At 55.1% G+C, this 14,303-nt stretch carries 14 protein-coding genes; 11 read left to right on the forward strand and 3 right to left on the reverse strand.

Features of this window, described 5'->3' with window-relative positions; translation table 11 throughout:
- Window positions 1-299 precede the first annotated feature (299 nt).
- From PKO02S_RS22760 to PKO02S_RS22770, 3 genes are read left to right on the forward strand one after another with little or no spacing between them, the layout of a single operon-like run.
- Window positions 300-1,187 carry an ABC transporter ATP-binding protein gene (locus PKO02S_RS22760; protein ID WP_127586494.1) on the forward strand — a complete coding sequence of 296 codons (888 nt, stop codon included), beginning with the start codon at window positions 300-302 and terminating at the stop codon, window positions 1,185-1,187.
- Entirely contained in the window at window positions 1,184-1,993 is an 810-nt protein-coding gene (locus PKO02S_RS22765) for an ABC transporter permease subunit (RefSeq protein WP_127586496.1), read from the forward strand. Before PKO02S_RS22760 ends, PKO02S_RS22765 begins: the two co-directional genes overlap by 4 nt.
- Before the next feature lie 15 nt (window positions 1,994-2,008).
- Complete coding sequence (locus PKO02S_RS22770) at window positions 2,009-2,251, forward strand: MmcQ/YjbR family DNA-binding protein (RefSeq protein ID WP_246067212.1); 243 nt, start codon at window positions 2,009-2,011, stop codon at window positions 2,249-2,251.
- A gap of 3 nt (window positions 2,252-2,254) precedes the next feature.
- Here the strand turns inward: PKO02S_RS22770 and PKO02S_RS22775 are convergent, their stop codons facing one another.
- Complete coding sequence (locus tag PKO02S_RS22775) at window positions 2,255-3,172, reverse strand: AraC family transcriptional regulator (protein WP_127586500.1); 918 nt, start codon at window positions 3,170-3,172, stop codon at window positions 2,255-2,257.
- Window positions 3,173-3,341: 169 nt separating this feature from the next.
- Here PKO02S_RS22775 and PKO02S_RS22780 point away from each other — a divergent pair, with 169 nt between their 5' ends.
- Window positions 3,342-4,094 (forward strand): RraA family protein, encoded by a 753-nt coding sequence (locus tag PKO02S_RS22780; RefSeq protein WP_127586502.1) that lies wholly within the window; start codon window positions 3,342-3,344, stop codon window positions 4,092-4,094.
- Window positions 4,095-4,134: 40 nt separating this feature from the next.
- On the opposite strand, the gene PKO02S_RS33950 is transcribed toward PKO02S_RS22780, so the two are convergent.
- On the reverse strand, window positions 4,135-4,320 hold the full coding sequence (locus tag PKO02S_RS33950) for an AraC family transcriptional regulator (protein WP_373865232.1): 186 nt from the start codon (window positions 4,318-4,320) through the stop codon (window positions 4,135-4,137).
- A gap of 143 nt (window positions 4,321-4,463) precedes the next feature.
- On the opposite strand from PKO02S_RS33950, the gene PKO02S_RS22790 reads away from it, so the two are divergent.
- The 7 genes from PKO02S_RS22790 to PKO02S_RS22820 all read left to right on the forward strand — a co-directional run bounded on the left by PKO02S_RS22790 (window position 4,464) and on the right by PKO02S_RS22820 (window position 13,218).
- Window positions 4,464-7,172, forward strand: a complete 2,709-nt coding sequence (locus tag PKO02S_RS22790) for a cache domain-containing sensor histidine kinase (protein WP_127586506.1) — start codon at window positions 4,464-4,466, stop codon at window positions 7,170-7,172.
- Between the two features lie 157 nt (window positions 7,173-7,329).
- On the forward strand, window positions 7,330-8,064 hold the full coding sequence (locus tag PKO02S_RS22795) for a response regulator (protein ID WP_164821612.1): 735 nt from the start codon (window positions 7,330-7,332) through the stop codon (window positions 8,062-8,064).
- An 11-nt stretch (window positions 8,065-8,075) separates the two neighbouring features.
- Window positions 8,076-9,170, forward strand: a complete 1,095-nt coding sequence (locus PKO02S_RS22800) for a Gfo/Idh/MocA family protein (protein ID WP_127586510.1) — start codon at window positions 8,076-8,078, stop codon at window positions 9,168-9,170.
- 25 nt (window positions 9,171-9,195) lie between these two features.
- Complete coding sequence (locus PKO02S_RS22805) at window positions 9,196-10,053, forward strand: sugar phosphate isomerase/epimerase family protein (RefSeq protein WP_164821613.1); 858 nt, start codon at window positions 9,196-9,198, stop codon at window positions 10,051-10,053.
- An 82-nt stretch (window positions 10,054-10,135) separates the two neighbouring features.
- Window positions 10,136-10,474, forward strand: a complete 339-nt coding sequence (locus tag PKO02S_RS22810) for an acetylxylan esterase (RefSeq protein WP_246067215.1) — start codon at window positions 10,136-10,138, stop codon at window positions 10,472-10,474.
- Window positions 10,475-10,506: 32 nt separating this feature from the next.
- Window positions 10,507-12,075 carry an ADP-ribosylglycohydrolase family protein gene (locus PKO02S_RS22815; protein WP_127586516.1) on the forward strand — a complete coding sequence of 523 codons (1,569 nt, stop codon included), beginning with the start codon at window positions 10,507-10,509 and terminating at the stop codon, window positions 12,073-12,075.
- A 96-nt stretch (window positions 12,076-12,171) separates the two neighbouring features.
- The gene (locus PKO02S_RS22820; protein WP_127586518.1) at window positions 12,172-13,218 is read left to right on the forward strand and encodes a peptidylprolyl isomerase; all 1,047 of its coding nucleotides are present in this window, start codon (window positions 12,172-12,174) and stop codon (window positions 13,216-13,218) included.
- A gap of 51 nt (window positions 13,219-13,269) precedes the next feature.
- Here PKO02S_RS22820 and PKO02S_RS22825 read toward each other — a convergent pair whose 3' ends face one another.
- Window positions 13,270-14,175, reverse strand: coding sequence for a helix-turn-helix transcriptional regulator (locus tag PKO02S_RS22825; protein WP_164821614.1), 906 nt, complete (start codon window positions 14,173-14,175; stop codon window positions 13,270-13,272).
- Window positions 14,176-14,303 lie beyond the last annotated feature (128 nt).

A 14,303-nucleotide genomic window follows, 5' to 3' on the forward strand; every position in this document is an offset into this window, starting at 1 on the left:
TTGCCTGCCCTCCCACGCTCCAACTGAATACCTTCGCCAGAGGACCATCCGCCAGGACGGTTCTTCTTAAAAACGTTATAGTTTTGGGACGGAATGCAGCATTCATGATTTTGCTTTTGATCGTTTGCGCTCGTTTCTCGTATCTAAGCATGGTCCGGTGCCTGCCATCGTATATTTTGTAATATCGTGTTCTGTATAATTCATAAAATCATTGACGAAACGTTCCGGCAGGTATAGTATGACATATGAAATATCCGGTATAGAATATTTCATAATTTCTTGATTGGGAGGTGCCGGCGTTGCTTACAGTGGATCATTTGACGAAAACATTTTCGAGCGGGAGAGGCGTTTTCGATGTGTCGTTTACGGTCAAGAAGGGAGAAGTATTCGGATTTCTAGGACCCAATGGGGCGGGCAAATCGACGACAATCCGACACATCATGGGCTTCATGAAGCCGGACAAAGGATCGGTGCTCGTGAACGGTATGGATACGTGGAGGGAGCAGGGGAAGGTTCAGGCGCTGGTCGGTTATTTGCCGGGGGAGATTGCTTTTATAGATGGGATGACGGGCAAAATGTTTCTGGATTTCATGTTAGAGATGCAGGGCGTCAAAGATCGAAGCAAACGCGATCGGCTGATCGAGCGGCTGCAATTCGACGTGAATACCCCTATCCGCAAAATGTCAAAAGGGATGAAGCAAAAAGTAGGCATCGTCGCCGCGTTCATGCACGATCCTGCCGTTATCCTGCTGGACGAACCGACCTCCGGGCTCGATCCTCTGATGCAAAAGCTGTTCATCGAGCTGGTGCTGGAGGAGAAAGCGCGCGGGACCACGTTTCTGATGTCGTCGCACAGCTTTGCGGAGATCGAGCGGACTTGCGACCGTGCGGCCATTATCAAAGACGGAGTGCTCATCGCTGTAAAAGACATACACGAATTGCAATCGATGCAGCGAAAGCTGTTCGAGGTGACGTTCGATACGGAAGCCGATGCGAGATCGTTCACGGACAGTGGAGTGGCGGTCGAATCGCGGGAAGGGGCTCGAGTGCGGGTAGCCGTACAAGGCAATTACGATGAGTTCGTGCAAGCGACGTCGCGTTACAAGGTACGCAACATCGATCTGTTCACGCAGAACCTCGAGGATATTTTCATGAACTACTACGACCGGAAGGGGACGATCCAATGAACATGACCTTGTACAAGCAAATGATGAAGGTCAACTTGAAGGGGTTCCTGAACTATGGGATTGGATCGGCGTTCTACATTTTGCTTATTTTCTGGCTGTATCCGGCGATTGCCGATAATGCAAGTGCGATTGACGAAATCGTTCAATCGATGCCGGAAGGGGTGGGACGCGCGTTTGGCCTGAATGGATTCGGAACGGCGGAAGCGTTTATCTCCGGCGAGTATTACGGGCTAATTCTTGTGTTGATTTTATCGATTGTATGCGTACAGCTATCCACACAGCTAATGGCGAAGCTCGTCGACCAAGGCTCTATGGCGTATTTACTTTCGGCTCCGACAACACGGCGCAAAGTTGCCTTCACCCAAGCCAGTGTGCTGATCAGCGGACTGCTGCTGATCATGACGATTACGACGATCGCCGGGTTCGCGGGCAAAGCGTGGTTTCTAGGCGGGGAGTTCGCGTTCCACCCTTCGCGGTTTTTGCTGATGAATGTGGCGGCATTCCTGCTGTTCTTCGCAGTCGGGGGGATCACGTTCCTCGTATCGTCGCTGTCCAATGACGAGAAAAAAGCGATGAGCATCTCCGGTATGATCACGTTCGGCTTTTTCAGCCTTGATCTGCTGGGCAAGCTGAGCGAGAAGATCGGCTGGATGCGCCATGTATCGCTATTCTCTTTATACCGGCCAGGTGAAATTATCAATGGCGACGCGGATATGGTGGCGACTAGTCTTCTTCTAGCTCTGATTGGGGGAGTATCGTTCGCATTGGCCGTGATCTTGTTCCGACGCAGGGACCTGCCGTTGTAGAAGTAGAAGATGCAGGTGAACAACAAATCGTTTATCATCATGAGCGACTATGGCATCACGTTCAAATCGGATCTGGAGAATCAGGAAATTCTCATCCAGCAAGGACGTTTCGTAAAAGCCGCCTATATTGGCCATCGAGGGTGGGTGTCCATTCACGATCCGGAGGATTGGGAGGAAATGGCGATTGTGTTGAAGGAAGGTTACTTGCTGGCGGCGCCGAAGCGGCTGGTTAAGCAAGTGGTTTCCGGAGGAAGCTGACTATCATTGTTGGCTGGAATGGCCTGGTGCTTGCGACGACGTAGCCAAAGTCTGAGCTCTCCGATACTGACTAGGGGTCATGCCCTTCAGCTTGGCGAAGCACCGGGAGAACGTCTGGAACGACCCGAAGCCGGTCTCGAGCGCGATGCTTGTAATCGGCAGATCGGTCGAACGCAGCAGGCTGCAGGCATGTCGAATGCGGAGCTCGTGCAAGAACGACACGAAGTTTTGGCCGAGCCGTTTGATCATAAGCGCGCTGAGATGTTTGGCGTTCATGTGAAAATGGTTGGCCAGCTGCTGCAAGCCGAGATCGTCCCGATAGTGCTCATGCATATAGTGTACGACGGGCCATAGATTGTTCTGCGATTGCACTTGTTCCGCTGCTGCTGCACCGGCAACAGGTCGAACGGCGGCAGCAGCGGATTCGCTCCGCACCCGATCGAACAACACTAGAGCCTGGAACAGCAATGCTTTCAACTGGACAGCCTTCCACTTGGCTTCGCCCGCATATTCGCGGAGCAAGCTGTGGACCAGGCTGTCCATTTGTTGTTTCTCTTCGCCGTGAAGCCTCAAGTGCGAGGGCAGCACATCGGTCTCTGCAAGCAAACCGCTTAATCCGGATAGCGGGCCGTTGCCGTCGAACAGCAGGCTCATGTCGAAATTGCAATTGCAAATATGCAGCGACTGCCCGGGTTCGGCATGCAGCTCGTGTATTTGGTAGGGAAGCAGGAAGGTAACGCTGCCGGGCTCGAGTCGATGCGGCTTGCCGTTCACATATTCGGTCCCATGTCCATCCAGAATGACCTGCAGCTCCAGAAAATCGTGCCGGTGTGGCGTCACATGTGAAGCACGGGTACCTACGACCAGAAGCGGGATGGTTAAGCTGCCGGTGGAGAGCTCATTCAGATAACGCGGATACATGGGTACGCCTCCGTCTCAACTCGAATCTTGCTCTCATTATAGCATGGCCGCGGAATTATGAGAGAAATTTCAAGAATAGTGACATGCCCGTCGATGGCGTTCGAACTACAATGGGGGTATTCCAGCTCCAACCATCTAAGGTGAGAGCGAGAGGAGCCGACGATAACGAATGGATCAACCGAAGCTGCCCTATAGCGAGCTGTTGAAGCTGAAACGATGGAATACCCCTACAATCTATAACGGCTGGGAAGCGATTACGCGCCATGACCGGAGAACGCAGTTCAACAAAGAGGAGACGCGCGACTTCATGCCGCAGATGGGGCCGATGGTCGGTTATGCGATTACGGTCGTCTTCGAGCCGAGCAATCCCGCGCACCCGAAGGCGAATCCGGACGCCTGGAGCGAGTACCGCCGCTATGTAGCGAGCGTGCCGGGTCCGAAGATCGTCGTCTGCCAAGACCTCGACAAGCCGAATGTCGTGGCGGCTCTGTGGGGCGAGGTGATGAGCAATTTTCATCGCGCGCTCGGCTGCGTCGGCACGATTGCGGACGGCGCGATCCGCGACGTCGATGAGATGACGAATGCCGGCTTCAAGGCGATTGCGCGGCGACTGGCTGTGGGGCATGCGTTTATTTCGCCGGTCCGCTGGGGTTGCGAGGTTGAGGTGTTCGGCTGTCCCGTGAGACCGGGGCAATTGATCCATGCCGACAAGCACGGCTTCATGGTCGTCCCGCAGGAGGACGAAGCGAGGCTGCTCGAAGCTTCCGTATTCCTGGACAACAACGAATGCAACACGATCATCCCCGCTTCCAGAAGCGCTGGCGGCAAGAAGTTCGAGCAAATTTTGTATGAGATCGACGAAACCGGCAAAGCATTCGGACGCGCAGCACAGGAGAAGTTCGGCGAGAAAGGCGAATGGTAAGGGCGAGCTTCCGGAGCGGGATTCTAGCTCCGGAAGATATTTATTGCTGGGCGTGAAGCTTCCGCCATGCTCTCGGGGTGTCGCCATACTTTGCTGCAAATAATGTATTGAACTGGTGCACCGAGGTGAACCCGGCTTCCATGGCGATGCGCGTTACGTTGTACGATGTGCCATCACTTCCTTGAACTTGTGGCGGAAATAGCTTGGCGATGCTGTATGGGTTTATTCAATCCTCCGAAGCCGGCGCTCGAATCGATTTGAGAACTATGGTAAAACAAACCACCTGATCCGATAAAATAAGCAATTGTACAAATCGAAATATCCCCTATACTGGACGTAAGCGTTTTCTTTCATTGGGGGCTTTAGCAGATGAAATCGAAATGGAGTTTGAGCCGGCTGCTCATTCTTTCCGGAATGCTGCTCAGCGTGCTGTTTCTGTTCGTATCCGGGCTATTGTTTTATTGGTCCGGCAACCTGCAGATCGAGGAGCAGGTTCGCGAGATCGACAGCCGATACGTGAAGCAGCTGGAAGGCAAGTCGGAGCTGATGATCGGGGAGATGGAACGGTTTACGCGTTACGTGGGCGAATCGGGTACCTTGCAGCAGTTGTTAGGAACCTATTTGGCATCTCGCGGGGACTTGTATGTGCAAGCGCAAACGCGGCCGCTCCTGAATACCCATTTCTCTCGCTTGGCGACTTTCTATACAATGATCGAGCAGTTTCTTGTGTATTTGCCGGACAAGGATGGGGCTTACAAGCCGTTCGACAATGCATGGCCGGAGCTTTCCCTAGAGAGACTGAGAGAAATATTGACCGCCTCCGAGAACAAAGTTCTGATCCGCAGCGAGCAGAATCTTACGACGAAGCCGCAGAGCTACAATGTCGTGTTCTATACGACGATCTTGCTGCCTGACAAACGCTCCGGCATCATCGGCATCCGCATGAAGGCGGACTGGATCGCGGCTTGGTTCGAGTCGGGCAAACAATCGGTCGTGCAGGATGGGAACGGTCAAGTGCTATGGGCGACGCAGCCGGAAACGGCGAAGCTGCCCATCCCGGAAACAAAGGAGGGGCCAAGTCTCCGCACCCAGATCACGATGGCCGGCCAATCCTACGAGATGCTGTCGCTCAGCTTGCCCAAGCTCCATTGGCGGATCGGCGTGCTGTTCGAGCCGAACCAGCTCGTACGGCCAACAACCAGCTTTATTCAGGTGACCGTTATCTCCTTTCTGGGCAGCGTCGTACTCGCGTTTCTATTCTCCACGTTGATTTCCAGAAGAGTGGCCAGGCCCTTGGTCAGTCTGGCCAAGTCGCAGCAGCAGGGCGTTCCGGCTCCTCCGGTTAAGCAAAGGATGCGGTTCGGCTTCCGTGACGTCGTCTTGTTCTATTATATTGTGATTTTGATGCTGCCCTTGATCGCCAGTACGATCGTTCATATTTACTCGGTCTCGCGAATTATTTATCAGACGAATCAGTCTATGCTCGACGTCAGCATGAAGCAGAACCGAGACAATATCAACTATTTCCTCGATATGAACCAGCGGCTGACGTTGAACTTGGCGACCCACTCGACAATGCAGGATTTGCTGGCTAGCGGCGCGGAGCCTGAGGATGACGGGCAAGAGGCGCTGCTTCGCAAAATGTTGAACGAAACCGCGTCCATTCTGACCCAATCGGCGGAAATCTATATCTACGATACGTCCGGACGTCAGTTGATTTCGAGCTCCGATGCGGAAATGAAGCTTGATGCGAAAGACTTGGCGGCCCTGCAGGACTTGGAGACGGACAAGCGGCAATGGGCGGGATTACGCGTCAACCGGTACGGCCGCAACAGCGTCATCTTCTACTTCCGCATGCATGTGCTGACGAGCATGCTGCCGGCCGGTTATTTGGCGCTCGTCTACGAGGAACGCAACATCGAAACGTTGTTCCGCGAGCTTCACTACACAGGAGGAGCCGTCGATCTGGTGGATGGGGACGATGTCATTTTCTCCTCGACTGTGACGAATCGGGTAGGCGAGAGCTACGTAAGGCAGCCGGAGGCGAAGCCGGCGCTGAACGAGTTCATGCTGCCGCTGAGCAAGGAAGGCAATCTGGAGTTGAAGGAGCCGCTCGCGGTCAGCGGCTGGAGCATCATCGCGAACTTCCCGATCAGCCTACTGCTTGCGGACAACATCCGGATGATGAATCTCGTACTGATCATCCTGTTCGTCTCCACAATCGTCATCCTGATCACGTCCTACATGATCTCCTTCTTCTTCTCCCGGTCGATCGAAACGTTGATCCGCAACTCCAAAAACTGGAAGCGAGACGACTCCAGATTCATGCTGGCTCGCGGGGTGCAATTCAGCGAGGTGGAGCAGCTCAGCTTGTCGTTCAACCGGCTGATCGCCCAGATCGAGCGGCTGAACCGAAACGTCTACGAGTCGAAGCTGCGGGAATCGGAGATGGACCTGGAACGCAAGGATGCGGAAATTCGCTCGCTTCAGATGCAGATCAATCCGCATTTTCTGTACAACACGCTGGAATCGGTCAAGTGGATGGTCATGGACGACGAACGGAAGCTGGCTGCGCGGATGATTGAGAAGCTCGGCGATTTTTTCCGCAAAGGGATTAGCCGCCGCAAGACGGTCGTTTCGCTAGCCGAGGAAAAAGAGTATACGCAGCTGTACATCGAAATCCAAAATATGCGTTTGGGCGATTGCATCGACGTGACGTGGTCGATCTCGGATCGACTGCTGTCGTACCCGATCATCAAGCTACTGTTGCAGCCGCTGATCGAGAACACGATTCACCACGGCTATCAGTCCGGCGACGGCAATCGCATTCACATTGAAGTGCGAGCGTCCGAATCGGACGGCATGCTCATCCTCGAAGTGGAGGACGACGGAGTCGGCATTCCTTCGGAGCGGCTGGAGGAAATCCAGCTCGGCCTGCAGTCCGGCGAGATGGGCAGTCATGTGGGGCTGATGAACGTGCAGCATCGGATCATGCTTCATTACGGCCCGCAGTACGTGCTTGAAGTGGAATCGCCAGGGGAACACGGCACCCTGATCCGTCTCCGGATCCCGTGCTGATGAATAGCGGCAAGCCAAACCCGGCGGTGAGCCGGGTTTTGTCAACGCTAGGATAAAATAATACACATTTTTCGGCATCGAATCCCACTCAATTCCTCGAAGCAAACGCTAGACTAAGGCTATACAGCGCTTACATCATATGCGAGGTGACAAGAGCTTGTATAAAATATTGTTCGCAGAAGACGAAGATCGAATCCGGGAAGGCATTAAGAAGCATACGCCCTGGCATGAATGGGGCTTCGAGGTTGTGGCGGAGGCGCGCAACGGCGCGGAAGCGTACGACCAGTTCCTGAAGATGTCGCCCCAAGTCATCCTGACCGATATCCGGATGCCGGTGATGGACGGGCTCAAGCTGATGGAGCAGGTGCGTGTCCAGGACACCAAAGTGAAGCTGATCGTGCTGAGCGGATACGGCGATTTCGACTATGCGCGCCAAGCGATTTCCCTCGGGGTAAGCGGCTATTTGCTGAAACCGACGAAGGAGCAGGACATCGAAAGCTTGTTCAAGCGGCTCAAGCTGGAGCTGGACAAAATGTTCCTGCCATCGCGCATTTCGACCGAGAATCGGCTCGACGACAACATCGCGCGGGTCGTGCGTCACTTGGCCGAGCATTACGCCGAGAAGAACACGCTGCAGGAGATGGCCGACATGGCGTTTTTGAGTGCGCCTTATTTCAGCAAGCTGTTTAAGACGCAATTGGGAGTGCCCTTCATCGACTACTTGACCGAGCTGCGCATCGGGAAAGCGAAGGAGCTGCTGCGCGAAACGAACCACAAGGTAATCGACGTAGCGCTGTTGGTCGGCTATGAGGATTTCCGCCATTTCTGCAAGCTGTTCAAGGCGAAGACCGGGTTTAGTCCGAAGCAGTACTCGCTGGGGAAAAAAGAGTAGGGGTGTAAAGAATGGAGTGGAGCTTGAAAGCAAACGACTACCATCCGAGGTATGTCAATGAGTCGGACAGCCAAACGTTCGGCATCGCTTTGATCGGCTGTGGCGGCATCGCCGTCAATCGCCATTTGCCCATGTACAAGCAAGCCGGTTATCGCGTAGTCGCCTGCTGCGATATTCGCGAGGAAGCGGCTAGAGGAGCAGCCGACAAATTCGATATTCCGTTCTGGACAACAAATGTGGACGACATCGTCGAGCGCGATGACGTCCATATTATTGATCTGGCGCTTCATCCGCAGCACCGGATGGAGGTGCTGGAGCGAATCGCCCGCAAGCCCCGTGCTGTCCTATCCCAGAAGCCGCTGCATTTCGATCTGCAGGAGGCCAAACGAATGGCGACGTTCGCCGAAGCGTCGGGGATCGTCATGGGGGTGAATCAGCAAGCGCGTTGGGCGCCGGCGCATCGAGCCATTCGCGTGCTGCTGGACCGGGGGGCCGTCGGCGCCGTGTACAGCATGCACAATGTGAAACGGACATTCCAGGATCAGCCTAATACATGGATGACCGCGATGGAGCATTTCAACATCGTGGACAACGGCATCCACTACATGGACCTGTGCCGTTATTTCGCCGCTTCGCCGGCTGCCGGCCGTAAGGAGTGGACCCGTGTGCATTGCACGACGGCCTATATGCCGGGACAAAACGCCGTTTCGCCGATGGTCTACTCGCTAAACGTGGAATTCGGCGACAAAGGCGGACGAGAGCCGCTGATGGCGAGCCTGCAGTTCAACAATATCGTGCGCGCCCCCAAGGCGCTGAATTACGAGTGGCGCATCGACGGGACCGAAGGGTCGCTGTGGGCGAACCATAATACGCTGTGGCTCGCGAGAGCGGACGAAAGAAACACCTTTCACGAGCAGCCGATCGAGGGCAACTGGATGCCGGACGCGTTCCAAGGTCCGATGGGCGATATGATGAACGCCTTGGCTCAAGGCCGCCCCCCGGCCGTAACGCCTCAAGACAACTTGATTACCGTCGCGATGACGAATGCAGCCGTGCTGTCCAGCATGGAAGGACGTGTCGTGGAGCGAGCGGAAGTGCTTCCTTAACGAATGGAGAGGAGGAGAAAAGAGGATGAATCCGTTAGGCATCTTCAATTCGGTATATCGTACGTCCTCGTTGGAGGAAATGGCTCGACAGGTAGCCGGGCATGGCATGAGGTACTTGCACCTCGACCCCCGGATCGAGCAAGTGCTGCCGAGAGGGGAGGCGATCACGTCATCCTGGGCGCGATCCGTCAAGCGGACGCTGGACAGCCATGGGCTTCAGGTCGCTGCGCTGGCCGGCTACTGCAACCTCGTGCATCACAACATAGAAATTCGGGAGAGCGGCTTGCGCACCTTCGAGCAGTTGATCGAAGTGTGCAACGATTTCGGCACCTCGTACATTGCGACGGAGACCGGCGGACTGCATCCGGAAGTGCCGAACATGGACTATCCGGCGAACCATAGCGAAGCGGGCTGGCAGGCGCTGCTCGAGGTGCTGGACCGGTTGGTCGGCAAATGCAAGGAACACGGCGTCAAGCTGCTTATCGAGGGCTGCGTCAAGTATACCGTAGCCACGCCTGCCGAGGCGGTCAAAGTGATGGAGCATTATGGGGAAGAGCGGATCGGGTTTATCCTCGACCCGAACAACTACGTGCAAGAGGTTGATCTTCATCGACCGCAAGCCGTGCTGGCGGATGTGTTCGAGCGGTTGGCCGGACACGCCCCGATCGCGCATGCGAAGGACGTACTGTATACCGAGAAAGGCTTCGAATCGCCGAAAGTGGGGGACGGCCACATGGATCATGTGGAGTATGCGAGGCTGCTGCAGCTGCACACCCCGGATATCCCGCTCATCGTCGAGCATCTGAAGCCGGACGAAGTGCCGCATGTCCTTAGCCTGTTGGAGCAAGCGTTTCGGGAAGCGGATGGAGCCGCCCGGCGCTAGGGCAGCTCGTAATATTGCCGGTATGCGCCAGGAGAGACGCCATATTGCTTCTTGAGTATTACAAATGATAGGGAGTGCAAAGATGCTGGCGGATCGATTGAACAAGCTTAAGCAATATCAACCTGCTCCAACCGCCGCAGACGATTTCGATACGTTCTGGCAGGCGAATTTGCGGCAATCGGCAGCGCGACCGCTGCGGGCTAGAGCGGAGCGGGTGGATCATCCTTGCGAGATCGCCATGGTTTACGATGTTGCGTATGTCGGGTTGAAGGATCCCGTCTGCCCGCCGGAAACGATTTATGCCGCATTCAATGCCATCCAGGCGGAGAAGGAAATGGCGGTATATCCGGATTTCGGCCATGAGGATACGCATCAGGCGACGGTGGACATGAACCTTCGATTCGTTAAGCAATTCTTATAGGCAAATCAAGTACAGAGAGGAGAATGAGTGGGATGAAGCTAACTCTGCAGCAGTACAAAGAGAAAGTATTAGGGTGCTGGACCGGTAAAAACATTGGCGGCACGCTCGGCGCTCCGTTTGAATGCAAACGAGGTGTGTTCGATGTTTGGTTTTACACCCAAGACACGAAAGGAGAGCCGCTGCCGAACGATGATCTGGATCTGCAGCTTGTCTGGTTGAATGCCGTAGAAGCCCATGGGCGAAATGTGAATGCTACGATCCTAGGCGAGTACTGGCTGTCGTTCATTACGCCGAACTGGGGCGAATACGGCGCCGGGAAAAACAACATGCGCGCCGGCCTCGTGCCGCCGCTCTCAGGTCATGTGAACAACAGGTTCAAAGACAGCAACGGCGCCTACATCCGTTCGGAAATTTGGGCGTGTCTGGCGCCTGGAAATCCCGACATCGCCGTGCGTTACGCCTATGAAGATGCGATCGTCGATCATAGCGGAGAAGGGGTCTACGCGGAAGTATTCTGCGCGGCGGTCCAGAGCGCGGCCTTCGTGGAATCGGATGTCCAGAAGCTGATTCAGATCGGGCTCAGCTACATTCCGGACGATTGCGGCGTGGCGAAAGGGATCCGTTCGGCGTTAATCGCCTACAACTCCGGCAAAACGTGGCAGGAGGCTCGTATCCAAGTGTTGACCGACGTGCCGGGCAGCTTCGGCATCCTCGGCATGGACCGGAAGAACGTGCCGGATGACGTGCCGATCGGACCGATGGGATACGACGCGCCGAGCAATATCGGCATTACGCTGATCGGTTGGCTCTACGGGGAGGGCGATTTCGGCAAAAGCATCTGCATCGCCAACAATTGCGGCGAAGACACCGACTGCACGGCGGCGACCGTCGGCTCCATTCTTGGAATCATTTATGGCAAATCCGGCATTCCGAAGGAATGGAAGGATCCGATCGGCGACCAGATCAAGACGCTCTGCATCAATCTGGGCGATCAAGGAGTGAAGATTCCGAAGTCCGTCACCGAGCTCACCGACCGCATTTTGCGGCAGACGCCGCTGTTTCTCGGCACGCAGCTGTGCGATGTCGTAAACGCATCCGAGGGCTATACGATCGAGGTGAAGGAAGGCGATGACCTGCTGCATCAAGCTCAGCGCTTCAATGCCTGGGAAAATCGGAGCTTCAAGGACCATGTGCTCGCCCGCAGTCCCTATGTGGTGAAGCATAGCTTTGTCATCTTGGACGCATACCTGCGCTATGAGGACGATCCTTACATGGCGGAAGGGGTATCCAAACGCTTCACCTTGACAATTGAGAACCGGCTGTACACTCAGCAAGTCCTCACGGTCAAGCTTCACCTGCCGAACGTGCTGGAGGCTTCGCCTTCCGCGCGATTTACGTTCCCGCTGGAAAATTATCACTGCAACATCGGCAAAGAGGAGATCGGCTTCACGCTTACATGCGGTGCGTCTGCAGGTCTGCACGGTTCCAGCCCATCGACCTACGAAGCGTTCCTCGAGATCAGCTCGCTCGGCCGGCCGACCAAAGGATTGATTCCGATCGTCCTGCTCCACAACCCGATAGCCGCGAATAAGAGCAGCTAAGCTGCAGCTTGCTCTAATGGCTACTGCATATCCTTCCGGAGCCGTTCGCGGCTCCGAGAAGGTACACTCCAATCCAATGAGGAAAGGAAGTCGATTATGTATAAACGAAATGTAAGCGTTCTCTTCATGCTGATTGTCCTGTTGCTGCTGCTTCTGACGGGCTGTCAGGAGAAGGCTGAGCTCCCGCAGCGTCCGAACGATGCAGCCACGGTCGCTACGGTCAATGGGGAGCCGATCGCTTACGGGGAGTTCCAACTGCTGATGATTCCGCAGCGAGCTGCGATCTTTCAGTATTTTGAGGATAAATACAAAGCGGGCAGCGGGCAAGGGTTCTGGACGACGGCGCACAATGGTGAACTGCCGCTGGATATGATCCGGGAGCGGACGCTGAAGAGTGCGGTGCGGGATAAGGTGATCCAGTTGGTTGCGCATGAGCAAGGGTTGATGAAGGATCTGAGCTATACTACCTTCATAAGCGAATATGCCGCCGAGAATGAGCGCCGCCAGCGCGCCGTCGAGAAGAAGGAGCCGATCTACGGACCTGTGCGTTACAGCGTTCAAGACTATTATCAATACCGGATGGGCAACTTGGCGATTCAATTGAGGGATGCGTTGGCGGCTGCGAGGACAAGAACGGATTCGGAGTTGTTGAAGGAGTATGAGTCCCGCATACTTGATTTCAAGGTTGAAGGCGCGGTCACATTTCAAAAAGTAAGCATATTACTCACAGGAAGTGCGGCGGATAAGCAACAGGCGGAGCAGAAGCTGAATGCCATGAAGGCGTTAGTAGCTTCCGGAACGTCCTTCGAGGCGGCGGCCAAAACTTTGAGCCTGTCGGTGTCAAGCCAAGAAATGAACGATCGTACGGGCAAATCCGATTCGGTGTCGACACCTGCGCTGCGTCAGGCCGCTTTTCAACTGGCGGTAGGTCAAACAAGTCCGGTCGTAGAAGATCAAGGCAGCTTGTATTTGATTCAATTGACGACCAAGGGAGAGCCGACTTACCGCACCTTTGATGACATGAAAGGATTGCTCATTCAAAATCTGAACCAGGCGCAATACGATGCCAAAGTGGAACAATGGATACGGACGGCGAAAGTGGAGCTTATTCATGAGCACTATGACCAGACGTCTCCGGAATAGGAAATGAGCGGTGCGCTGGATCTGCAGACGGGGGCGAGGGAGCTCTTGGGCTTATACGCGAGCCATTGCTTTGCGATAGGCGCTTGGGGTGAGGCCGGTTTGCCGTTTGAACAACCGGTTGAAATGATCGGCGCTCTGGAAGCCTGACCGGACAAGCACCTCCTGGACGCGCAAATCCGTAGACAACAGCAGCTCGCAGCTTTGCGCGATTTTGTGCTTCTGCACGAAGCGAAGGAAGCTCATGCCGAGATGGCGGTGGCAATGGCGCAATATTTGCCGTTCGCTCAAGCCGAACCGGGCGGCAACATCGGTCAGCACGAGCTCGCTTGGCGGCGATTGCGTCAAATGCACCATCAGCGCATCTAAGCTCGAGTCCCCTGTTCCAGCTACTTCGTCGGCATCCGCCTCATACGTCGCCTGATACAGCAGCGCTAGCAGCTCAAGCACCGCCGCCATCGCTTTCGTCCGATAAGCGCTCTCACGGCGAATCGTCCAATCTTGCATACGCTCGGTCAACCGCCGGATATGAGTCGATCGATCGAGCACCTTGCGCCACCGAATTACGGAAGCCCCGTCTTCGGCGATCCCCAGGCCCAACAGCCAATCGACGAACAGCCGCATTTCGGGATCCGGGAGCAGCGGAGCGAGGCGCTCCAGCCAATCCGCCCGGACGATGACATTGCGCACGACAAGAGGAGTGGAGGACTTGACGGGAGAGGGACGGAACACATGCGATACGCCAAGAGGAAGCAAATACACTTCATCCTTTCGCACCGTCATCGGCCGACCGTCGATGTATTGTGAGCCTTCGCCGCTCAGGACGCAGACGATCTCGACGAAATCGTGCACATGCTCCAGCAGCCAGATCGACTCCTTCACCTCACAGACGTACAGGAAGGAATCTTCCTGCAGCAGCTCGTCAGCCGTATAAAGTCCCAGCTTGCGTTGCGATTCCATCTCGAATCCTCCTCGTAGCGGCGATGTCGGTTTTGACAGGGGTGATGTCGGAAGTGCAAGTAGTGAGGCGGTTTTACCCATTATACAATAAGTGCGATGCAAGTAAACGACCCAATTTCGCAACCGAA

The sequence above is a fragment of the Paenibacillus koleovorans NBRC 103111 genome, assembly GCF_004000845.1.
Classification (GTDB): Bacteria; Bacillota; Bacilli; order Paenibacillales; family NBRC-103111; genus Paenibacillus_AA; species Paenibacillus_AA koleovorans.

What these genes read in the sequence shown, in the direction of transcription:
- PKO02S_RS22790 (WP_127586506.1), top strand. Translation starts at nt 4,464, where the DNA reads ATGAAATCGAAATGGAGTTTGAGCCGGCTGCTCATTCTTTCCGGAATG.
- PKO02S_RS22820 (WP_127586518.1), top strand. Translation starts at nt 12,172, where the DNA reads ATGTATAAACGAAATGTAAGCGTTCTCTTCATGCTGATTGTCCTGTTG.
- PKO02S_RS22765 (WP_127586496.1), top strand. Translation starts at nt 1,184, where the DNA reads ATGAACATGACCTTGTACAAGCAAATGATGAAGGTCAACTTGAAGGGG.
- PKO02S_RS22775 (WP_127586500.1), bottom strand. Translation starts at nt 3,172, where the DNA reads ATGTATCCGCGTTATCTGAATGAGCTCTCCACCGGCAGCTTAACCATC.
- PKO02S_RS22815 (WP_127586516.1), top strand. Translation starts at nt 10,507, where the DNA reads ATGAAGCTAACTCTGCAGCAGTACAAAGAGAAAGTATTAGGGTGCTGG.
- PKO02S_RS22825 (WP_164821614.1), bottom strand. Translation starts at nt 14,175, where the DNA reads ATGGAATCGCAACGCAAGCTGGGACTTTATACGGCTGACGAGCTGCTG.
- PKO02S_RS22805 (WP_164821613.1), top strand. Translation starts at nt 9,196, where the DNA reads ATGAATCCGTTAGGCATCTTCAATTCGGTATATCGTACGTCCTCGTTG.
- PKO02S_RS22780 (WP_127586502.1), top strand. Translation starts at nt 3,342, where the DNA reads ATGGATCAACCGAAGCTGCCCTATAGCGAGCTGTTGAAGCTGAAACGA.
- PKO02S_RS22800 (WP_127586510.1), top strand. Translation starts at nt 8,076, where the DNA reads ATGGAGTGGAGCTTGAAAGCAAACGACTACCATCCGAGGTATGTCAAT.
- PKO02S_RS22810 (WP_246067215.1), top strand. Translation starts at nt 10,136, where the DNA reads ATGCTGGCGGATCGATTGAACAAGCTTAAGCAATATCAACCTGCTCCA.